The sequence below is a fragment of the Jiangella rhizosphaerae genome, from assembly GCF_003579925.1.
Lineage (GTDB): Bacteria > Actinomycetota > Actinomycetes > Jiangellales > Jiangellaceae > Jiangella > Jiangella rhizosphaerae.
On record NZ_QUAL01000437.1, the window covers coordinates 1 to 19,417 of the forward strand.

The 19,417-nt window shown below is 72.3% G+C and carries 21 protein-coding genes; 9 read left to right on the forward strand and 12 right to left on the reverse strand.

Annotated features, from left to right (window positions below; genetic code table 11):
• From DY240_RS30225 to DY240_RS30235, 3 genes are all read left to right on the forward strand, one after another.
• A partial coding sequence (locus DY240_RS30225; protein WP_199702757.1) for a GvpL/GvpF family gas vesicle protein occupies positions 1-334 on the forward strand: 334 nt, incomplete at its 5' end.
• On the forward strand, positions 331-513 hold the full coding sequence (locus DY240_RS30230) for a gas vesicle protein (protein ID WP_233552930.1): 183 nt from the start codon (positions 331-333) through the stop codon (positions 511-513). The genes DY240_RS30225 and DY240_RS30230, both read left to right, overlap by 4 nt.
• A complete protein-coding gene (locus tag DY240_RS30235) occupies positions 510-803 on the forward strand; it encodes a gas vesicle protein K (protein WP_119663357.1) in 294 nt (97 codons plus the stop codon). The genes DY240_RS30230 and DY240_RS30235 overlap by 4 nt, the downstream gene beginning before the upstream one ends.
• A gap of 10 nt (positions 804-813) precedes the next feature.
• Here DY240_RS30235 and DY240_RS30240 read toward each other — a convergent pair whose 3' ends face one another.
• Complete coding sequence (locus DY240_RS30240; protein ID WP_119663358.1) at positions 814-1,176, reverse strand: VOC family protein; 363 nt, start codon at positions 1,174-1,176, stop codon at positions 814-816.
• A 121-nt stretch (positions 1,177-1,297) separates the two neighbouring features.
• Between DY240_RS30240 and DY240_RS30245 the strand changes: the two genes are divergently transcribed.
• Genes DY240_RS30245 through DY240_RS30255 form a run of 3 tightly spaced genes read left to right on the forward strand, consistent with a single transcriptional unit; the run spans position 1,298 to position 4,053 of the window.
• Complete coding sequence (locus DY240_RS30245; RefSeq protein WP_119663359.1) at positions 1,298-1,852, forward strand: hemerythrin domain-containing protein; 555 nt, start codon at positions 1,298-1,300, stop codon at positions 1,850-1,852.
• 25 nt (positions 1,853-1,877) lie between these two features.
• Entirely contained in the window at positions 1,878-2,252 is a 375-nt protein-coding gene (locus DY240_RS30250) for a DUF6766 family protein (protein ID WP_199702759.1), read from the forward strand.
• Positions 2,253-2,262: 10 nt separating this feature from the next.
• Positions 2,263-4,053 (forward strand): thiamine pyrophosphate-requiring protein, encoded by a 1,791-nt coding sequence (locus DY240_RS30255; RefSeq protein ID WP_119663360.1) that lies wholly within the window; start codon positions 2,263-2,265, stop codon positions 4,051-4,053.
• A 10-nt stretch (positions 4,054-4,063) separates the two neighbouring features.
• Here the strand turns inward: DY240_RS30255 and DY240_RS30260 are convergent, their stop codons facing one another.
• A complete protein-coding gene (locus DY240_RS30260) occupies positions 4,064-5,092 on the reverse strand; it encodes a DNA topoisomerase IB (RefSeq protein ID WP_199702761.1) in 1,029 nt (342 codons plus the stop codon).
• A 124-nt stretch (positions 5,093-5,216) separates the two neighbouring features.
• Between DY240_RS30260 and DY240_RS30265 the strand changes: the two genes are divergently transcribed.
• Both DY240_RS30265 and DY240_RS30270 read left to right on the forward strand, forming a co-directional pair.
• The gene (locus DY240_RS30265; protein ID WP_119663387.1) at positions 5,217-5,675 is read left to right on the forward strand and encodes an SRPBCC family protein; all 459 of its coding nucleotides are present in this window, start codon (positions 5,217-5,219) and stop codon (positions 5,673-5,675) included.
• Positions 5,676-5,862: 187 nt separating this feature from the next.
• The gene (locus tag DY240_RS30270; protein WP_119663361.1) at positions 5,863-6,921 is read left to right on the forward strand and encodes a metallophosphoesterase; all 1,059 of its coding nucleotides are present in this window, start codon (positions 5,863-5,865) and stop codon (positions 6,919-6,921) included.
• A gap of 30 nt (positions 6,922-6,951) precedes the next feature.
• Here the strand turns inward: DY240_RS30270 and DY240_RS30275 are convergent, their stop codons facing one another.
• Positions 6,952-7,959 (reverse strand): LacI family DNA-binding transcriptional regulator, encoded by a 1,008-nt coding sequence (locus DY240_RS30275; protein WP_119663362.1) that lies wholly within the window; start codon positions 7,957-7,959, stop codon positions 6,952-6,954.
• An 80-nt stretch (positions 7,960-8,039) separates the two neighbouring features.
• Here DY240_RS30275 and DY240_RS30280 point away from each other — a divergent pair, with 80 nt between their 5' ends.
• Complete coding sequence (locus tag DY240_RS30280; RefSeq protein WP_119663363.1) at positions 8,040-9,980, forward strand: beta-galactosidase; 1,941 nt, start codon at positions 8,040-8,042, stop codon at positions 9,978-9,980.
• 419 nt (positions 9,981-10,399) lie between these two features.
• On the opposite strand, the gene DY240_RS30285 is transcribed toward DY240_RS30280, so the two are convergent.
• The 9 genes from DY240_RS30285 to DY240_RS30325 all read right to left on the reverse strand — a co-directional run bounded on the left by DY240_RS30285 (position 10,400) and on the right by DY240_RS30325 (position 19,366).
• Positions 10,400-11,251: a hypothetical protein gene (locus DY240_RS30285; RefSeq protein WP_119663364.1), complete on the reverse strand. Its 852-nt coding sequence runs from the start codon at positions 11,249-11,251 to the stop codon at positions 10,400-10,402.
• Between the two features lie 227 nt (positions 11,252-11,478).
• Positions 11,479-12,198, reverse strand: a complete 720-nt coding sequence (locus DY240_RS30290; RefSeq protein ID WP_119663365.1) for a GntR family transcriptional regulator — start codon at positions 12,196-12,198, stop codon at positions 11,479-11,481.
• Between the two features lie 25 nt (positions 12,199-12,223).
• Positions 12,224-13,468, reverse strand: a complete 1,245-nt coding sequence (locus tag DY240_RS30295) for a dipeptidase (RefSeq protein WP_119663366.1) — start codon at positions 13,466-13,468, stop codon at positions 12,224-12,226.
• Positions 13,465-14,478 (reverse strand): ABC transporter ATP-binding protein, encoded by a 1,014-nt coding sequence (locus DY240_RS30300; RefSeq protein ID WP_119663367.1) that lies wholly within the window; start codon positions 14,476-14,478, stop codon positions 13,465-13,467. The genes DY240_RS30295 and DY240_RS30300 overlap by 4 nt, the downstream gene beginning before the upstream one ends.
• The gene (locus tag DY240_RS30305) at positions 14,465-15,493 is read right to left on the reverse strand and encodes an ABC transporter ATP-binding protein (RefSeq protein WP_119663368.1); all 1,029 of its coding nucleotides are present in this window, start codon (positions 15,491-15,493) and stop codon (positions 14,465-14,467) included. The genes DY240_RS30300 and DY240_RS30305 overlap by 14 nt, the downstream gene beginning before the upstream one ends.
• On the reverse strand, positions 15,486-16,352 hold the full coding sequence (locus DY240_RS30310; protein ID WP_119663369.1) for an alpha/beta fold hydrolase: 867 nt from the start codon (positions 16,350-16,352) through the stop codon (positions 15,486-15,488). The genes DY240_RS30305 and DY240_RS30310 overlap by 8 nt, the downstream gene beginning before the upstream one ends.
• The gene (locus tag DY240_RS30315; protein WP_119663370.1) at positions 16,349-17,524 is read right to left on the reverse strand and encodes a M24 family metallopeptidase; all 1,176 of its coding nucleotides are present in this window, start codon (positions 17,522-17,524) and stop codon (positions 16,349-16,351) included. The genes DY240_RS30310 and DY240_RS30315 overlap by 4 nt, the downstream gene beginning before the upstream one ends.
• A 4-nt stretch (positions 17,525-17,528) precedes the next feature.
• Entirely contained in the window at positions 17,529-18,416 is an 888-nt protein-coding gene (locus DY240_RS30320) for an ABC transporter permease (RefSeq protein ID WP_119663371.1), read from the reverse strand.
• Positions 18,413-19,366: an ABC transporter permease gene (locus DY240_RS30325; protein WP_119663372.1), complete on the reverse strand. Its 954-nt coding sequence runs from the start codon at positions 19,364-19,366 to the stop codon at positions 18,413-18,415. Before DY240_RS30325 ends, DY240_RS30320 begins: the two co-directional genes overlap by 4 nt.
• Positions 19,367-19,417 lie beyond the last annotated feature (51 nt).

Sequence of the window (19,417 nt, forward strand, 5' to 3'; positions counted from 1 at the left end):
GGCGCCGGGCTCCGGCGCGGCCTACCTGCTCCGCCGCCGGGCCGCCGCGACCGCCCGCGACGACGCGCTGGCCCGGGCGACGGCGGTCGCCGGGCAGGTGCACGAGGAACTGGCCGAGCTCGCCGACGACGCGCGCCGGCTCGCGGTGCAGGACCAGCGGCTGGCCGGCGGCGCCACCCCGATGTGCCTCAATGGCGCCTACCTGGTCCCGGTCGACGGTGCGGACGCGTTCGCCGCGGCGGTCGAGGGGCTGCGGGACCGGTACGCGGACTGCCGGTTCGAGCTGGCCGGCCCGTGGCCGGCCTACTCCTTCGTCACGATGGACGAGCCGTGACGCTCACCCCGGTCCGGCCCGACGGGGCGCAGATCGCGCTGGTCGACCTGCTCGACCGGCTGCTCGGCACGGGCGTCGTCCTGTCCGGCGACATCACCATCTCGCTGGCCGGTGTCGACCTGGTGGAGGTCCGGCTGCATGCGCTGATCCGGTCGATCCGGGCGGAGGAGCGACGATGACCCAGCCGGTGCGCGTCCTGCCGAACCGCGTCGACGCCGACGCGGACTCCGTCGAGCGCGACCTGTTCAAGCTCGTCCTCACCGTCATCGAGCTGATCCGCCAGCTGATGGAGCGGCAGGCCCTGCGGCGCGTCGACGAGGGCGATCTCAGCGACGAGCAGGTCGAGGCGCTCGGCCAGGCGCTGCTGCGGCTGGACACCGCGATGGCGGAGCTGCGCGGGCGGTACGGGCTGACCATCCGCGACCTCGACCTCGACCTCGGCCCGCTCGGCACGCTGCTGGGCGACTGAGCACCGCCGGTCACGACGACCGGCGGTGCAGGACGCAGAACTCGTTGCCCTCGGGGTCGGCCAGGACGGTGAACCCCTCGCGGCCGGTCTGGCCGACGTCGGCGCGGGTGGCGCCGAGCCCCAGCAGCCGCTCGACCTCTGCCTCCGCCGTGCCGTCGGCCGCGACGAGGTCCGGGTGGTTGCGGTTCTTCTCGTGCTTGGGACCGGCGCTGGCCTGCAGCCAGACGGAGAGCGCACCCGCGGGCGCGCCGTCCGGCGGCCGCAGGTGGGTGCCGTCGTCGTCGATCCGGTAACCCAGCGCGGCGGACCAGAACCGCGCCATCAGGTCCACGTCCCGGACGTCCAGCGTCCACTGCGCGAAGGTGCTCGTCATCGATCCTCCCGGTCGTCGGTGTAGGGCGGACGTACCCAGCCGAGCAGGTCCCAGGCATGCGGCCGGCGCTCGCGGGGTACGTCCCGGGCCGTCCGAACGGCGTGACCGAAGGGTGGAACGCATGACCGACAGCCGTGACGTGGTCGATCTGATCGAGAAGGACCATCGGGAGATCGAGCGGCTCTTCGAGCTGCTGCGCACCGACCCGGGGCAGCGGGACCTGGCCGTCGCCGAGGTGATGGCGCTGCTGGTCGCGCACAGCCGGGCCGAGGAGGCCGAGGTGTATCCCGTCGCGCGGGACGAGGCCGGAGAGACCGAGGAGGTCGCGCACAGCCAGGAGGAGCACGCGGAGGCCGAGGCGATCCTCGAGCGGCTCGCGGCCATGGACGCGAACGACCCGCAGTACGAGTCGGTGCTGCAGGAACTGGTCGACTCGGTCGGCCACCACGTCGAGGAGGAGGAGAGCACCGTCCTGCCGGGCATGCGGCAGCGGCTCAGCGACGAGCGCCGGGCCGAGCTGGGCGAGGCGTTCCTCGCCGCGCGCGCCGAGCACCTGGGCGAGCGGCCGGACGAGGCCACCCGCGAGGAGCTGGCCCAGCAGGCGCGCAACCTCGGTGTGGAGCACACCGGATCGATGTCCAAGGAGGAGCTGCGCGAGGAGGTCCGGCCCGACTGAGGCCGGTCGTTCGAAGGAGACCATGATGCGGAACCTGCGGCGCTGGGGCGCGGTGTACGTCCTGATCCTGTTGTTCCTCGGTTCGTGGCTGGGGCAGTTCTTCACCCAGCTGTCGGAGTTCCGCAGCGAGCAGCAGACCCACGGCGAGCCGTTCACCTGGTCCGACTACCTGGCGTCGTTCTTCGCCTCGACGTTCGAGAACTGGCAGAGCGAGTGGCTGCAGCTGGTCTTCCAGGCCGTGCTGCTCCTCGCCGCGAAGCACCTGTTGTTCCAGGCCGACGCCGAGGACCTCGAGCGGATCGAGCGCAAGATCGACAATATCCACGAGCGGGTCGGCGCCGGCGAGGTCGGCCCCGAGCAGGGCGACGAGGCGGCCATCAACCCCGAGCCCAGCACGTGAGGAGGTACCCATGGCCGAGACGGTGGCGGCCCGGTTGCTGGGGCGGTTGCGCGAGTGGGGGGTCGAGCAGGTCTTCGGCTATCCGGGCGACGGCATCAACGGGATCGTCGCGGCGTTCGGGGAGGCCGACGACCACCCGCGATTCGTCCAGTCGCGGCACGAGGAGATGTCGGCGTTCCAGGCCGTGGGGTACGCCAAGTTCAGCGGCCGGCCCGGCGTCTGCCTCGCCACCTCCGGGCCGGGCGCCATCCATCTGCTCAACGGCCTCTACGACGCCAAGCTCGACCACGTGCCGGTGGTGGCGATCGCCGGGCAGACCGACCGCGCGGCGATGGGCGGGCACTACCAGCAGGAGGTCGACCTGCAGGCGCTGTTCAAGGACGTCGCCGGCGAGTACCTGACCGAGGTGAACGTCCCCGAGCAGCTGCCGAACGCCGTCGACCGGGCGTTCCGGACGGCGCTGGCCCGGCGGGCGCCGACGGCGATCATCGTCCCGGCCGACGTGCAGGAGCTGGAGTACCGCGCCCCGGGCCATGTGTTCCGGCAGGTGCCGTCCGGCCCGCCGGACGCGCCGTCGTCCGTCGTCGTCCCGGCCCAGGAGCAGCTCGAGGCGGCGGCCGCCGTCCTCAACGCGGGCTCGAAGGTGGCGATGCTCGTCGGCCAGGGCGCCCGCGGAGCCGCGGACGAGGTCATGCGGGTGGCCGAGACGACCGGGGCCGGCGTGGCGAAGGCGCTGCTCGGCAAGGACGTGCTCTCCGACGACCTGCCGTACGTCACCGGGGCGATCGGGCTGCTCGGCACCCGGGCCAGCTACGAGCTGATGCGCGACTGCGACACGCTGCTCATCGTCGGCTCCAGCTTCCCGTACACCCAGTTCCTGCCCGGCTTCGGCCAGGCCCGTGCGGTCCAGATCGACCTCGACGGGCGGATGGCCGGCATGCGCTACCCAACGGAGGTCAACCTCGTCGGCGACGCGGCCGCGACGCTGCGGGCGTTGCTGCCGCTGCTCCGGCCGGTGGCCGACCGCTCGTGGCGCACGCGGGTCGAGCAGACGGTCGCCGACTGGTGGGAGACGGTCGAGCGGCAGGCGATGGTCGACGCGAAGCCCGTCAACCCGATGCGGATCGTGCACGAGCTGTCGCTGCGGATCCCCGATGACGCGATCGTCACGGCCGACTCCGGCTCGTCGACGAACTGGTACGCGCGGCTGCTGCGGATGCGGGGGACGATGCGCGGCTCGCTGTCCGGCACGCTGGCGACGATGGGCGCCGGTGTGCCGTACGCGATCGGCGCGAAGTTCGCCCACCCCGACCGGCCGGTCGTCGCGCTGGCCGGCGACGGCGCGATGCAGATGAACGGGCTGGCCGAGCTGCTGACGATCGCTCGCTACCAGGACCGCTGGGCCGACCGCCGGCTCGTCGTCTGCGTGTTCCACAACAACGACCTCAACCAGGTGACGTGGGAGCTGCGGGCGATGGGCGGGGCGCCCAAGTTCGAGCAGTCGCAGAGCCTCCCCGACGTCGACTACGCGGCGGTGGCGCGCTCCTTCGGGCTCGACGCGATCACGGTCGACTCCCCGGACCAGGTCGGCGACGCGTGGGACCGCGCGCTGACGGCGGACGGTCCGGTCCTGCTGGACGTCCGGTGCGACCCCGAGGTGCCGCCGATCCCGCCGCACGCGACGTTCGAGCAGCTCAAGGACACCACGGAGGCACTGCTCAAGGGCGACCCGAACGCCTGGCGGGTGCTGGTGCAGGGCGTGAAGAGCAAGGCGCAGGAGTTCGTCCCCGGCCGCGGCTGATGCGCCGCCGTCAGCCCACCTCGTCGAGGAGGTCGAGGACGGCGCGCTCGACGCGTTCGCGGTCCTCCTCGCCGACCAGCACGTCGTCGGTGCCGAGCCGCTCCAGCAGGGGCCGGATGGTGACGCCCTGCTCGAACGCCTGGATCACCGCGGGGTCGACGTAGGCCGACCGGCAGACCGCCGGGGTGTTGCCGAGATACTCGGCGACCTCCTTGATCGCGCGCGCCTCCGCCCGTCGGCGGGCGGTCCGGCTGAGCGCGGCCGGGTCGTCCGACGCCGTCGCCAGCGCGACCGCGGCGAGCACGGTGCCGTGCCAGGTGCGGAAGTCCTTGGCGCTGTTGCCGTCGCCGCAGATCTCGTGCAGGTAGTCGTTGATCTCCGGCGATCGGACGTCGTGCCACGCGCCGCCCTCGTAGTAGGCGAGCAGCGTCTGGTCCGGCTCGCGGCGGCGCATCAGCGCCCGCACCACCGCGACGACGTCCTCGTCGGCGACCGCCTGGACCCGCTCCTGGCCGGACTTGGCCGGGTACTCGAACACGACGTTCCCGCCCCGGGCGATGCTCACGTGCGAGCGGAGGACGGTGGCGAGGCCGTGCGAGCCGTTCTCCTGCGCGTAGGCCTCGCTGCCGATGCGGAAGAACCCGATGTCGAGCAGCCGGGCCGCGGTGGCGAGGACGCGGCGGCGGTTCAGCCCGCGGGTGGCGAGGTCGTCGGCGATGCGGACGCGCGCCTTCGGCAGCGCCTCGCCGAACTCGCGGATCCTGGCGAACTTCTCCCGGTCGCGCCGCACCCGCCAGGACTCGTGGTACAGGTACTGCCGCCGCCCGGCATCGTCGGTGCCGACGGCCTGCAGGTGACCGTTCGGCCACGGGCAGATCCGCACGTCCTTCCAGGCCGGCGGGATCACCAGGGCCCTGATGCGGGCCAGCGTCTCGTCGTCGGCCAGCGGCTCGCCGTCGACGCCGACGTAGCCGAAGCCGCGGCCCCGGCGGCGCCGCAGGATCGCCGGGCCGGTCGGATCCCATCGTCGCAGTCGCACCGCCACCCCCTCCGTGCGCCTGCTCCATACCCCGTTCGCGCCCGGAGCACACGGCCGAATGCCGCCTGCGACCAGGGGTATGGGCCGAGCGAAGGACGAAACCGACGACCCGAGAGGAGCACCGATGAGCACCGCGACGAAGTCGGTCGACGTGCACGTCCCGATCACGACCGCGTACAACCAGTGGACGCAGTTCGAGGAGTTCCCGAAGTTCATGGACGACGTCGAGTCGGTCCGCCAGCTCGACGACCGGCACCTGCACTGGAAGGTGAAGATCGCCGGCGTGGCGCGGGAGTTCGATGCCGAGATCACCGAGCAGCACCCCGACGAGCGCATCGCCTGGCGCTCGACGGGCGGCACCGACCAGGCCGGCGTCGTGACGTTCCACAAGCTCGACGCCGACCACACGCGCGTGACGCTGCAGCTGGAGATGGAGCCCGAGGGCATGGCCGAGACCGTCGCCGAGAAGACGGGCGTCGTCTCCAGGGCCGCCGAGCGTGACATGGAGAACTTCAAGCAGTTCATCGAGGAACGCGGCCTCGCCTCCGGCGCCTGGCGCGGCGACGTCCCGCGCGAGGGCTGACCCCGGCCGACCGCCGGCGGCGGGTCGGTGACCACCGGGTCGCCGGCCCGCCGTGCGCGTGGACGCCGCGGCAAGAGTTCATCGGGACGTCTGCCGGGCTTCCCGTGATCGGACGCCTCCGGTTCCCCCGGCACGGGACGGTGGTGCGGCTCGCCCGGAGCACCTCGACCGATGCAGGGAGTCCACCATGCGTACCCGCCCGGCGCTGTCCACGATCTCCGCGTTCGCGCTGACCTCGGCGCTCGCCCTTCTCGGCACGGCCTCCGCCGGCGCCTCCGACAACGAGGCCCTCGACGGCAAGGCCGGGTCGCAGGACCCGGCGTTCACCTTCGCCGTCGTCCCCGACACCCAGCAGGAGGTGCTGGACGTGGAGGACACGCGGTTCCTGAACCGGATGCAGTGCCTCGCGGACAACCGCGCCCGGTTCGACCTCAGGTTCGTCCTGCACATCGGCGACCTCACCAACTGGGGCTGGTTGGTGCCGAGCCAGTACGCGATCGCCTCGGACGGAATGCGGCCGCTGGAGCAGGCGGGGATTCCCTACACGATCGCGATCGGGAACCACGACACCCGCGCCGTCGGCTGGAACGGCGTCGACGGCTACGGCGGCTCGGCGTACGCGCAGAACCCCGAGTGCGCGATCCGCTTCTCGCCGGAGGAGTGCGACACCCGCAAACTGGTCATGCACACCGAGGAGTTCAACGCGGTCTTCCCGCCGGAGCGGTTCGCGCAGGTCGGCGGCACGTTCGAGCCGGGCAAGTCCGACAACCTCTACACGACGTACCGCGCCGGCGGCCGGGACTGGCTGGTTCTGCTCCTGGAGCTGTGGCCGCGCGCCGAGGCCGTCGAGTGGGCCAAGGAGGTCGTCGCCGCCCACCCTGACCACAACGTCATCGTCAACACGCACTCGTACCTCGCCGGCGACACATCGATCAACCAGACCAACGGCGGCTACGGCCACACGTCCGGCCAGTACCTCTTCGACGAGCTGATCAGCCAGTACGACAACATCAAGCTGGTCTTCTCGGGCCACACCGGGATCGCCGGTCACCGCACCGACGTCGGCGTCCACGGCAACGTCGTCCACTCGTTCCTGCAGACGTTCCACTCCAACACCACGAACCCGGTCCGCCTCGTCACCGTCGACACGCGGAAGGGCACGCTGGAGACGTCGATCCACGGCCCGTACACCGGCGAGACCCTCGCCCAGTACGACGTCGACCTGTCCGGCATCGACTGGGAGTGATCCGGGGCGGCGGCCGAGCCCGCCGGCCGGTCAGGCCGACCGGCGCCAGAGCGGCCGCGGCGTCACCGTCCGGACGATCGACGGGTGCGGCGGCGGCTCGGCGCCGTCGAGCAGCGTGCCGACGATGTCGGCGGCCTCCGCCGCGAGCGCGTGCCGGTCGATCGACAGCGTCGACAGCGGGGGCGTCATGACGGCGCCGAGCGAGAGGCCGTCGACGCCGACGACGCGCAGGTCGTCCGGGACGGCGATGCCGTCGAGCTGGGCCTGCTGCATCGCGCCCATGGCCATGAGGTCGTTGAACACCAGCACGGTGTCGACCTCCGGGTGGGCCGCCCGCAACCGGACGAGGCCGTCGGCGCCGCCCCTGATCGACTCCTCGGCGACGACGACGGCCGCGGCGGAGTCCGGCCCGGCGAACCGCTCGTACGCCCGGCGCCGGTGGGTCGGCCGGTAGCGGCCGGTGCCGGCCGACGCCGGCGGCCCGGCGAACTCGATCAGGCCGAACCGCCGCGCGCCACGGTGCCTGAGCTCGTCGAGCAGCGCCTCGATCGCGCTGTCGAAGTCGAGGACCACCGCGTGCATGCCCGGCACGGTGGCCGGGGTCTCCATCTGGACCAGCGGCGCGCCGCGCGCGGCGGCCACCAGCGCCGCCTCGTCGCCCGGCAGGTAGCCGACGATCGCGTCGGCCTGGCCGCTGAGCGCGGCGACCAGCTCGACGCCGTCGCCCTGCTCGTGCGAGGCCATCAGCACGTGCCAGCCGCGCGGCGCGACGACGTCCAGCAGTTCCGCGGCGAGCTCGGTGTAGTAGGGGTTGCGCAGCGAGCCCAGGACCAGCCCGATGCTGCGCGTCTTCCGGCGGGCGGCCAGGTTGCTGGCGAACCGGCTGGGCCGGTAGCCGAGCTCGGCGGCGGTCCGCAGCACCAGCTCGCGGGTCCGCCGGCTGATCTCGGGCATGCCGTTCATCGCCCGGGTCACGGTCTGCCGGGAGACGCCGGCCGCCGCCGCGACGTCCTCGATGGTGATGCGGCCGCCGCCCATGCCGTCCCTTCCTTGACCCCCGTGACAGGGCCAGCGTAGCGTCGCCGTGAACGTTCACGGACCTCGGCGGAAGGGCTGCGATGACTCTCTGGTTCGGCGGCGACTACAACCCGGAGCAGTGGCCCCGGGAGGTCTGGGACGAGGACGTGCGGCTCATGCGCCGCGCCGGCGTCACCGTCGCCACCGTCGGGGTCTTCTCGTGGGCGCAGCTGGAACCGGAGGACGGCCGGTTCGAGTTCGACTGGCTCGACGACGTCCTCGGCCGGCTGCACGCGGCCGGCATCGGCGTCGACCTGGCGACGGCGACCGGGTCGCCGCCGCCGTGGGTGCTGCGCGGCTACCCGGACGTGGCACCGGTGCGGGCCGACGGCGTGCGGCTCGGCGGCGGCAGCCGGCAGCACTACAGCCCGCACTCGCCCAGCTACCGGCGGCTGGCAGGCCGGCTGGTCCGGGCGCTGGCCGAGCGGTACGGGTCGCACCCGGCACTGATCGCCTGGCACGTGAACAACGAGTTCGGCTGCCACGTCAGCCGCTGCTACGGCGAGCACGCGGCGGTGGCGTTCCGGGCCTGGCTGCGCGAGCGTTACGGGACCGTCGAGGCGTTGAACGAGGCCTGGGGGACGGCCTTCTGGTCGCAGCGCTACGCGACGTTCGACGAGGTGGAGCCGCCGCGCGCCGCCCCCACGTTCCTGAACCCGACGCAGTTGCTGGACTTCGACCGCTTCAGCTCCGACGCTCTGCTGGAGCTGTACCGGTCGGAGGCGGCGATCCTGCGGGAGCTGAGCCCGGGCGTACCGATCACCACCAACTTCATGGGGCCGTTCCGGCCGCTGGACTACTGGCGGTGGGCGGAGGAGGTCGACTTCGTCTCCGACGACAGCTACCCCGACCCCGTCGACCCGGACTCCCCGGTGACCGCCGCGCTGGGCCGCGACCTCATGCGGTCGCTGGCGGGGGAGCGGCCGTGGGTGCTGATGGAGCAGGCGCCGAGCGCGGTGAACTGGCGGCCCCGCAACGCTCCGAAGCCGCCGGGCGGCAACCGCGTGTTGTCCATGCAGGCGCTGGCCCGCGGAGCCGACGGGATCATGTACTTCCAGTGGCGGCAGTCGGCCAGCGGCTCGGAGACCTTCCACTCCGCGATGGTGCCGCACGCCGGCCCGGACACCAGGATCTTCCGCGAGATCGAGGCGCTCGGTGCCGAGCTGGGCGGCATGGGCTGGGTCGAGCGGCAGCCGGTGCCCGCGCGGGTCGCGATCGTGTTCGACTGGGAGGCCCGCTGGGCGCTCGAGCAGCCGTCGCGGCCGACGGCGCTGAACTACCTGGACATCGTGACCGACTGGTACCGCGCGTTCTGGGACCGGTCCGTCACCGTCGACTTCGTCCGCCCCGGCGCCGACCTCTCCGGCTACCGCCTCGTCGTGGCGCCGGTCCTCTTCGCCGCCGGCGCGGCCGCGCTGGACGGCCTGCACGACTTCGCGGCCTCCGGCGGGACGCTGGCGGTCACCTTCCAGTCCGGGATCCTCGACGAGTCGCTGCACGTCAACCCCTCGGGCTACCTCGGCCGGCTCGGTGCCACGCTGGGCGTGCGCATCGAGGAGTTCGCGCCGCTGGCCGGCCCGGGCGACGCCGAGCCGCCGGTCGTCGCCGTCGAGGGTGAGCTCGGCCCGCTCACCGGCCGGCTGTGGAGCGAGTTCGCCCACGCCGGCGGCGCGGAGGTCGTGGCCACGTTCGCCGGTGGCGACGTCGCCGGCTGGCCCGCGCTCACCCGGAACGGTGTCGGCAGCGGTACGGCGTGGTACGTCGGCACGCACTTCGACGCCGCGGGCCTCGGCCGGGTGGCCGACGCCCTGCTCGCCGGCGCGGGGGTGACCGGTGTCCTCGACCGCTGCGCCGACGGCGTCGAGGCGGTCGTCCGCGGCGACGCGACGTTCGTCCTCAACCACCGCGGCGAGGAGCGACGGGTCGTGCTGAGCGGAGAGGAGCTGACCCTCGGCCCGCGGGAGGTCCGCATCCTCCGCTGATCCGGCGATCGCCCTGATGGCGCCCGCGCGGTGCCGACCACGGCTCTCCGGCAGATCCGCGGGCGGCGCGCCCGTTTCGCCCCGTTTGTCGGCCTGTGGATAACGATGATCATCCAGGATCGCCTACATCACGAGGATTACCCGAGCTTCACCATGGCTGCAAGGGTGTTGACGCTTGGGTAATCCTCGTGATGGCCCTCAAAATCACGTGAAATCTCACCAGGTGGACGCCTAGCAACATCGGACTCACCCGACGCGGGGGACGCCGCCATCACCGTGACGATTCTCGCGGCCACCGACATCGTGACGACGATGCCGACACCCCGACGACCACGCCCCGGGCCCGGCCGTCGCGCTCTGGTCAGCACGCCCGATGTCGTCCACACCGTCATTCTCGATGGCGGGCTGACACCCGCCACCTACGGCGTCGCGGCGTCCTCGGCCGGCGCGGTCTCCTCGTCAGTCGGTGCCGTCGCGTCGTCGCCGGAGCCCGCGGTGCCGGCCTCGACGGCGTCGACCTGTTCCTGGGTGTACCCGCAGTAGTTGACCGCCTCGCGCTGCCAGTAGCTGACCAGTCGGGACTTGCCGGCGGCGTGGGCGTCGGCGACCGTGCCCTCGTAGATGCGGCCGTCCTGCGACTCGCGGTTGACGTCGGGCACCTCGGCACAGACGTGGAAGACCGAGCCCGACCGCGTCCAGTACACGAGGTCCTGGCCGGTCAGCTCCTCGATGATGGTCGTCTCCTCGGAGTACTGCTCGACCGACGGCGAGTCGAGGTCGATGCCGAAGTACACCGCGACGGCGGCGACGGCCACCGCGATGCCGCCGGCGATGCCCTTCTGCCTGCCGTCCATGTCCTTGTTGGTGAGGATCAGGACGATCAGCGGCAGGAACGCGATGACGGTGATGATCGCGCCGAGCTGGTTCTGGACGAAGAACCGGGTCGGCTCGCTCTTCGACGCGGGGTCGAGCCGGTTGGCCTTCTTCCACAGCAGCGAGCCGCCGATGGCGAGCGCGCCGATGACGACGATCAGCGCGATCAGCAGGACCATGTTCACGGGGTCCTGCCGGAGCACCCAGAAGATGGCGAACGCCTCGCCGGCGATGGCCAGCAGCCACAGGCCGGCGGCGATCAGCCGGAACCTGGTGGCCTGCTGTTTCGCCTCGGGTGTCGGCGTCCAGGTCGGTGCGTCGGCGGAGCGCTCGGTCGCGGCTTCCGGAGCGGACTCGACCCGGACGACCTCCTTCTTCCTCCTGCTGCGTCCAGCCACGATGGTCCTCCCGCGGTGAGATCGGCGGCATGAGCATATGGGCAAGGCTCGATGTGCGCCTGTCGTAGCGGGAAAGTGGGTGGATCGCAGGGAGCCGTCGGCCTCCGCGCGCCCGCCGCGGGTGCCGACTCTTGGCACGCTGGGGCGCTCCGCAAACGCGGCATTTCCGACACGTTGGGTGCGCTACGGCGTGCCAAGGACGACGCTGGAGCGTGCCAAGGCTGTGCTCAGCGGGTGATGCGCATGCGCACGAGATCGGTGCGCTGGAGGGAGACACCGTGCGCCACCGGCTCGCCGCGGCGGGCGAACGTCGTCTGGGTCGCCTGCAGCACCGGGGCGCCGTCGTCGAGGTCGAGCGCGCGGGCGTCGTCGCCGCGCACGCAGACCGCCTCGAGCTCCGTCGACGCGTGCATGGCGGCACCCGGCGTGTGCCGGTTCAGCAGCTCGTACAGCGACGTCTCGATGCGCAGCATCGGGCTGGGGTCGATCGGCCGCCCGAACAGCTGGGCCGGGACGATCTCGCTCATCAGCGCCGACGGCGAGCCGTCGACGGCGAACAGGCGGCGCACGTGCCAGGCCTTGGCGCCGGCGTCGAGCTGCAGCACCGCCGCCGACGCCGCCGGTGGCGGCACCAGCTCGCAGGACGCGTCGAGAAGCGTGACGGTGCGGCCGCCGGTGCCGACGCGGTCGCGGTAGGACTCGATCGCCGACATGTTCAGCGACGCCACCTTCGGCGGCTCGCTCACGAACGTGCCCGCGCCCCACTGCCGGGTGACGATGTCCTCGGCGGCCAGGACGACCAGCGCCTCGCGGACCGTCGTCCGCGACACCTCCAGCGCCTCGGCCAGCTCCTTCTCCGGCGGCAGCCGGTCACCCGGGGCGAACTCGGTCGCGATGAGGTGCCGCAACCGCAACAGAGCGCTCTGCGCCGCGGAGTCCCGCCTCATGGTCGACTACCACCCTTGTGCGAGGTCATCGGTCGTCATCGGTGGACCGCCACACCGTCTCCAGCACCCGCATGGTGTTGCCGCCGAGCACCTTCGCGATGTCTGCATCAGAGTAACCGTGCTGCACCAGCCACCCGGTGATGTTGTGGAAGCTTTCGCCCGGATTCTCCACGCCCGCGACGTAGTCGACCAGCGGGTGCTCCAGACGCCCCTCGTCCTTGTGGGCGTAGTTGCCGGCGTAGGTCCGGTGCACCGCCACGTGGTCGCCGAACATCGTGTCCGGGCCGAAGGTCACGTGGTCGATGCCGACGAGGTCGACGCAGTACTGGAAGTGGTCCATGAAGGACTCCAGCGAGTGCTCCGGGTGCGCCTCGGACAGCGTCGTGTGCGGCGCCGCCTCGATGCCGATGACCCCGCCGCGCTCGGCGCAGGCGCGGATGACGTCGTCGGGCTTGAGCCGGGGAATGGGCCAGACGGCGCGGGCCCCGGCGTGGGTGATCATCACCGGCACCGAGGACGTCTCGATGACGTCGAGGCTGGTGCGGTCGCCGCAGTGCGAGATGTCGATGGCCATGCCGAGCCTGTTCATCCGCTCGACGGCGCGCCGGCCGAAGTGCGTCAGGCCGGCGTCGGCGCGCTCGGACAGCCCGGAGCCCAGCATGTTGGCCTGCGAGTAGGCGATGCCGAGCTGGCGCACGCCGAAGCCGTACAGCATGTCGATGCGGTCCAGCTCGTTCTCGATCATCGTGGCGCACTCGAGCCCGGCGATGAGCGCGACCTTGCCGGCGGCCTTGGCGTCGCGGATGTCCTGGACGGTCGTGGCGTGCACGACGAAGTCCTGCTTGGCGAGGTCGGCCAGCCGGAAGCCGAGCGCGTAGATCATGTCGTCCCACTTCCAGCCGTGCTGGCTGGTGACGCAGGACGCGCCGGCCATGAAGTTGTCGACCACCGCGGTCAGGCCGGAGTGGGCCAGCCCCTCGTACCCGGTGCGCTGCCGGCCGGTGCGGTTGTAGCGGCGGATCTCGTCGGGGTCCTCCGGCAGGACGACGGCGTGCTCGTGGAGCGAGATCACGACGTTCTCGGCCAGCAGCCGGGCCACCCGGGCCCGCTCCTCGTCGGTCAGCCCGCCGTCGTAGGCGGGGACGCGGCCGACCTCGGCGGCCAGCCGGAAGTCCTGGTAGTCGACGCCGGCCTGCAGGTACGAGTACGCGCGGTAGCCGTCGTACGCGGGGGCGGGGGTCGTCTCGGTCACTGTGCTCCTCGTGGTCATGCGGTGGCGGGATCGGCCTGGACGGGCATCGGGTGGTGGCAGGCGAAGGCCTGGCGGTGCCGGTCGTCGCCGGCGAGCAGCGGCTCGACCGTCGCGCACTCGTCGGTCGCCCTCCAGCAGCGGGTGCGGAACCGGCAGCCGGACGGCGGGTCCACCGGGCTCGGGGGGTCGCCCTCGAGCAGCCGGCGGGTGCGCCGTCCCCGCAGTTGCGGGTCCGGCATCGGCACGGCGGAGAGCAGCGCCGACGTGTACGGGTGCCGCGGGTTGTCGTAGACGTCGCGGCGCGAGCCCAGCTCGGCCAGCTTGCCCAGATACATCACGCCGACGCGGTCGGAGATGTGCCGGACGACGGACAGGTCGTGCGCGATGAACACGTAGGCCAGCCCGAGCTCGCGCTGCAGCCGCTGGAACAGGTTGACGACCTGCGCCTGGATCGACACGTCGAGCGCGGAGACCGGCTCGTCGCAGACGATGACGTCGGGCGAGAGCGCGAGCGCCCGGGCGATCCCGATGCGCTGGCGCTGCCCGCCGGAGAACTGGAACGGGTACCGGTCGAGGTGGTCCGGGTCGAGGCCGACCAGCTCGACGAGCTCGGCGATCCGGGCGGCCTGCTGCTTGCGCGGCAGCAGGTCGCGGTGGATCTCGAACGGCTGCCGGAGCAGTTCGCGGACGGTCCGGCGCGGGTTGAGCGACGTGTACGGGTCCTGCAGCACGATCTGCACGCGACGGCGCAGCTCGCGGGCCTGGCGGCCGCGCACGGAGTGCACGTCGGTGCCGCGGAAGCGGACCACGCCGGACGTCGGCGTCTCCAGCCCGACGATCATCCGGGCCAGGGTGGACTTGCCGCAGCCGGACTCGCCGACGATGCCCAGTGTCTCGCCGGCGTGCAGCTGGAAGCTGACGCCGTCGACGGCGCGGACGGCGGGCGCCGGGCGTCCGGGCAGCCCGCGGCGGCCGGTGAAGTGCCGGGTCAGGTTCTCGACCGAGAGCACCGGCTCAGACGCGGCCATGGAGCACCTCCTCGTGACGGTGGCAGGCACTGGCCCGGCCGGCCGGGCGCAGCTCCGCCAGCTCCGGCCGGGACGTCGTGCACAGGTCGACGGCGACGTCGCACCGGCCGGCGAACGCGCAGCCGGTCACCCGGTTCAGCACGGTGGGCGGCGAGCCCGGGATCGCCCACAGCGCCTCCTCCTCGCGGTCCAGGCGCGGGATCGAGTGCAGCAGTCCGCGGGTGTACGGGTGCGCGGGCCGGGCGAACACGTCGTCGACGCGGCCGCGCTCGACGATGCGGCCGGCGTACATGACGGCCAGCGTGTCGGCGGTCTCGGCCACGACGCCGAGGTCGTGGGTGATGAGGATCATCCCCATGCCGGTCTCGTCCTGCAGGTCCAGCAGCAGGTCCATGATCTGGGCCTGGACGGTGACGTCGAGCGCTGTGGTCGGCTCGTCCGCGATGAGGACGGTCGGCTCGAGGGCCAGCGCCATCGCGATCATCGCGCGCTGGCGCATGCCGCCGGAGAACTGGTGCGGGTACTCCTTGGCCCGCCGCTGCGCCGCGGGGATGCGCACCCGCGCCATGAGCTCGACGGCGCGCGCCGCGGCGGCACGCCGGCTCATGCCGCGGCGGGTGCGCAGCAGCTCGGCGATCTGCTCGCCGACGGAGAAGACCGGGTTGAGCGCCGAGAGCGCGTCCTGGAACACGATCGCGATCCGCTCGCCGCTGATCAGCCGCCGTTCCTCGGCCGAGGCCCGGACCAGGTCCCTGCCCTCGAACAGCACCTGGCCGCCGGTGATCCGGCCCGGCGGGTCGATCAGGCCCATCACCGAGCGTGCCGTGACCGACTTGCCCGAGCCCGACTCGCCGAGCACCGCCAGCGTCCGCCCGGCGTACACGTCGAGGCTGACGTCCTGGACCACCGGCCGGACGCCGTCGCGGGTGTCGAACTCCACGCACAGGTCGCGCACGCTGAGCACCGGTGCGCCCTCGGCGGGCCGGCGCGGTGCGGCGACCGTCGTCTCAGCCATGAGGGGTGACCCCCACGTCGCGCAGGAACCCCCGCACCGTCGCCTGGAACAGCTCCGGCTCCTCCAGCTGCGGGGAGTGGCCGGAGTGCTCGAACACGACCAGCCGGCCGTCGGCGACCCGCTCGGCGATCAGCTCCGACGCCGGCACCGGGGTGCGCCAGTCGTGCCGGCCGACGGTGACGAGGACCGGGCAGGTGATCTCGTGCAGCCGGCCGGTGAGGTCGTACTTCGGCATGTTCACGCCGAACGCGGCGTTGTGCGTGGCGTAGTGGTACTGGGTGTTCGCGGCCTTCCGCTCGACCGCCTCCGGGTCGTAGTGGTGGTCGTAGAGCGGGAGGATGGCCCGCCAGTACCGCTCGAACTCGGTGTTGTCGGCGAAGTTCCCGGTGCCGATGCGCTCGATCGCCCACGGGTCGATGGGGACGACATCGAAGCCGCGGGCCCGCTCGACGGCGAGGTGGTCGTGCGAGGTGTCGGCGGCGGTGTCGCGCAGCACCAGCGCCCGGACCCGCTCGGGGTGGGCCAGCGTGTACTCCATCGCGAGGAAGCCGCCATAGGAGCCGCCGGCCATCACGATGTCGCCGAGGTCGAACCGGCGGCGGATCTCCTCGATGTCGGCGACCCACTGCTCGTGGGTGAACGGGCCGTCGTCGGAGGACGAACCGGAGCCGCGGGCGTCGAACGTCACGATCCGGTAGGCGTCGGCGAACGGGCCGAACGAGCGCAGCGGCTCCGCGCGCGAGCCCAGGCCCGGCGCGCCGTGGTGGACGACGATCGCGGGTGCGTCCTGCGGCCCGAGCTCCTCGATGACGAGGCGCGCGCCGTTGATCGTCTCGGTGTACGTGCGGGACGTCGTCATGCCGGGATCACGTTCTCCTCGAGGGTGCGCGGGTAGGTGGTGAGCCGCTCGGGGCCGTCGTCGGTGACCAGCACGGTGTCGGAGATGCGGTAGCCGCCGTGGCCGGGGACGTAGACGCCCGGCTCGCTGGACAGCACCATGCCGGCGGCCAGCGGCGTCGGGTCGCCGTCCTCGACCCACGGCGCCTCGTGCTGCTGCACGCCGATGCCGTGGCCCTGACGGTGCCGCAGGTACTCGCCCAGCCCGGCGTCGCGGATGACGTCGAGGCACTCGGCGTTGACGTCGGCGCAGGTGCGGCCCACGCGCATGGCCTCGGTGCCGACGTGCTGGGCGGTGCGGGCGGTCTCGAAGTAGCGCCGCTGGTCCGCGCTCGGCTCGCCGATGACGAAGGTGCGCTCGCTCTCGACGAACCGGCTCAGCACGGCCGCACCGAGCGACAGGATGAGCGTGTCGCCGGCCTGGACCCGGCGGCTGCTGGGCAGGCCGTGCGGGTTGGCCGCGTTGGGGCCGGCGTAGACGAGGCCGCCGGCCAGCTTCGTCGTGAACACGACGCGCTCGTAGCGCTGGTAGACGAGGTCGGTGCCGTGGCCGATGACGTGCCGGGCGATCTCGCCCTCGCGCGGCAGCTCACCGCCAGCGGCGATGGCGTCCTCGATGAACGCGCGGCCGGCCGCCAGCATCGAGTCGCAGATCTCCGCGGCCTGCCGGTGCAGCTCGATCTCCTCCGGCGTCTTGGTCAGCCGCAGCCCGGCGACGACGTCCGACGTCGCCCAAGTGGCGTCCGGCAGCACCGCGCGCAGCCGGTCGAACGTCCCCACCGAGATCGACGACGTGTAGGCGATGCGGCCGGAGCCGAGGCCGCGGCGGCGCAGCAGCCCGGCGAGGTGCTCCTCGGGACTGGTGACGCCGGGGTACTCGAAGTAGGTCTGGACCGGCGCGTGGATGCGCTGCTGCTCGGCGTACTCGCGGTCGAGCTCGGGGACGAGGACGAAGCGGTCGTGGTCGGCGCCGATCCACAGGTACACCGGCCGCTCGGTGACGGCGTAGCAGAACCCCACCAGGTAGGCGACGTCGGCGGGGTGGGTGACGAGGAGACCGTCGTGGCCGTCGGCACCGAGCCGCTCGACCACGCGGTCGAGGGCGCCGAGGTAGAACGAGTCGGGCAGCTGCACGGGGTCACACTCCTCGGGTGCGCGGGTCGCGCGAGTCGTTGTAGCGGATGCCGGCGATGGTCGCGGCCAGCACGAGCAGCAGGATCGCCAGCGACGGGAACAGCGTCTGCCACCACGCCGACGCGATGGTGCCCGAGCGCTGCGCGTTGAGCAGGATGCGGCCCCACGACCACGACGACGGGTCGCCCATGCCGAGGAACGACAGGCCGGCCTCGGCGATCACCGCGCGGGCCGCGGTGAGCAGGACGTTGACGACGACGAGCGGCATGACCGCCGGCAGGATCTCGCGGGCGATGATGCGGGTCGCACCGGCGCCGAGCACGCGGGCGCCGTCGATGTACGGCATGGCGGCCACGACCAGCCCGTTCGCCCGGATCATCCGGGTCACCTCGGGCCAGGACAGCAGCCCGATCACGGTGATCAGCGTGACGACGCTCGGCCCGGCCAGCGCGGTCACCAGGATCATCAGCGGCAGCATGGGCAGGGACAGCATGACGTCGGTGACCGTGGTGACCACCGGGTCCAGCCGCTTCACGTAGGCCGCGGCGAGGCCGAGCAGCGTGCCGATGCCGATGGCGATCAGCGACGCGACGGCGCCCACCAGCAGGCTGATCCGGGTACCCCACACGACCTGGGCGAACACGTCCTGGCCGAGGTCGTCGGTGCCGAACCAGTGGGCGCCGGACGGCGACTGCAGGATGTCGGTGCCCAGGCCGCTGGGGGAGTCGACGACCATCGGACCGGCGATCGCGACGACCGTGAACAGGGCCAGCACGCCGACGGACAGCCAGCCGGACGGCGCGGAGAAGAAGCCTCCGGAGCGACGTCGCCGGGTGCTGGTCAGCGCCGCCGCCTGGGGGTCGGCGACGAGGGACTGCGGCTCGGTGCTCATGTGCGGATCCTTGGGTTGAGAGCCATCGAGAGCAGGTCGGTGAGCAGGTTCGCCAGCACGACGGTCACCGCGAGGATGACGAAGGCGCCCTGCAGCACCGGGAAGTCCAGCTGCTGCACCGACTCGAAGATCAGCCGGCCGACACCCGGGTAGGCGAACACCGTCTCGGTCAGCACGGCGCCGCCGATCAGCGTCCCGAGCTGCAGGCCCATCAGCATCAGCGCCGGCAGCACCGCGTTGCGCAGGGCGTGTCGCCACACGACCCGGCGGTGGGTGAGCCCGCGCGAGCGGGCGCTGGTGATGTAGTCCTCGCCCAGCACCTCGACCATGTTGGTGCGCAGCGTGAGCGCGTACGGTCCGAGCTGCACCAGCACCAGCGAGAACAGCGGCAGCGCCAGGTGGTGCAGCAGGGAGGCGTAGGCCGCGAGCCCGCGGGTGTCCGGGTCGATGGCCTGGCCGATCGGGAACCAGCCGAGGTTCGACCCGAACACCACCAGCAGCAGGATCGCGACGCTGGGGATGAACAGCGCGTTCGCCGTGATGCCGAAGAACTGGACGGCCCGGTCGACCAGTCCGCCCCGGCCGACGGCGGCCTGCACGCCGAGCGGGATGCCGATGAGCAGCGTCAGGACGAACGCCGATCCGGCGAGGAGCAGCGTCCACGGCAGCCGCGACAGCAGCAGGTCGCTGACCGGCACCAGCTGCCGGAACGAGACGCCGAGGTTGCCCTGGACCAGCTGGCCCAGGTAGAGCACGTACTGCTGGAGGATCGGCTTGTCCAGGCCGTACTGACTCCGGAGCGCCTCCTGCATCTCCGGGGTCATGTCACCCTCCACCACCAGGAGGGTGGGGTCCGCCGGCAGCAGCCGCAGCAGGAAGAACGTCACCGTCACGGCGATCCAGATGGTCAGGATCGCGCGGAACAGCCGACTCGCGGCATACCTCAACACGGTGTGCTACCCACCCTCCCGGTGTGTGGTGGCATGGATCTGGACGAGGCC

Coding starts and splice junctions, on each gene's coding strand:
- DY240_RS30250 (WP_199702759.1), top strand. CDS start 1,878: ATGCGGAACCTGCGGCGCTGGGGCGCGGTGTACGTCCTGATCCTGTTG.
- DY240_RS30255 (WP_119663360.1), top strand. CDS start 2,263: ATGGCCGAGACGGTGGCGGCCCGGTTGCTGGGGCGGTTGCGCGAGTGG.
- DY240_RS30235 (WP_119663357.1), top strand. CDS start 510: ATGACCCAGCCGGTGCGCGTCCTGCCGAACCGCGTCGACGCCGACGCG.
- DY240_RS30320 (WP_119663371.1), bottom strand. CDS start 18,416: ATGAGCACCGAGCCGCAGTCCCTCGTCGCCGACCCCCAGGCGGCGGCG.
- DY240_RS30295 (WP_119663366.1), bottom strand. CDS start 13,468: ATGACCACGAGGAGCACAGTGACCGAGACGACCCCCGCCCCCGCGTAC.
- DY240_RS30290 (WP_119663365.1), bottom strand. CDS start 12,198: ATGAGGCGGGACTCCGCGGCGCAGAGCGCTCTGTTGCGGTTGCGGCAC.
- DY240_RS30305 (WP_119663368.1), bottom strand. CDS start 15,493: ATGGCTGAGACGACGGTCGCCGCACCGCGCCGGCCCGCCGAGGGCGCA.
- DY240_RS30310 (WP_119663369.1), bottom strand. CDS start 16,352: ATGACGACGTCCCGCACGTACACCGAGACGATCAACGGCGCGCGCCTC.
- DY240_RS30265 (WP_119663387.1), top strand. CDS start 5,217: ATGAGCACCGCGACGAAGTCGGTCGACGTGCACGTCCCGATCACGACC.
- DY240_RS30245 (WP_119663359.1), top strand. CDS start 1,298: ATGACCGACAGCCGTGACGTGGTCGATCTGATCGAGAAGGACCATCGG.
- DY240_RS30275 (WP_119663362.1), bottom strand. CDS start 7,959: ATGGGCGGCGGCCGCATCACCATCGAGGACGTCGCGGCGGCGGCCGGC.
- DY240_RS30300 (WP_119663367.1), bottom strand. CDS start 14,478: ATGGCCGCGTCTGAGCCGGTGCTCTCGGTCGAGAACCTGACCCGGCAC.
- DY240_RS30270 (WP_119663361.1), top strand. CDS start 5,863: ATGCGTACCCGCCCGGCGCTGTCCACGATCTCCGCGTTCGCGCTGACC.
- DY240_RS30240 (WP_119663358.1), bottom strand. CDS start 1,176: ATGACGAGCACCTTCGCGCAGTGGACGCTGGACGTCCGGGACGTGGAC.
- DY240_RS30280 (WP_119663363.1), top strand. CDS start 8,040: ATGACTCTCTGGTTCGGCGGCGACTACAACCCGGAGCAGTGGCCCCGG.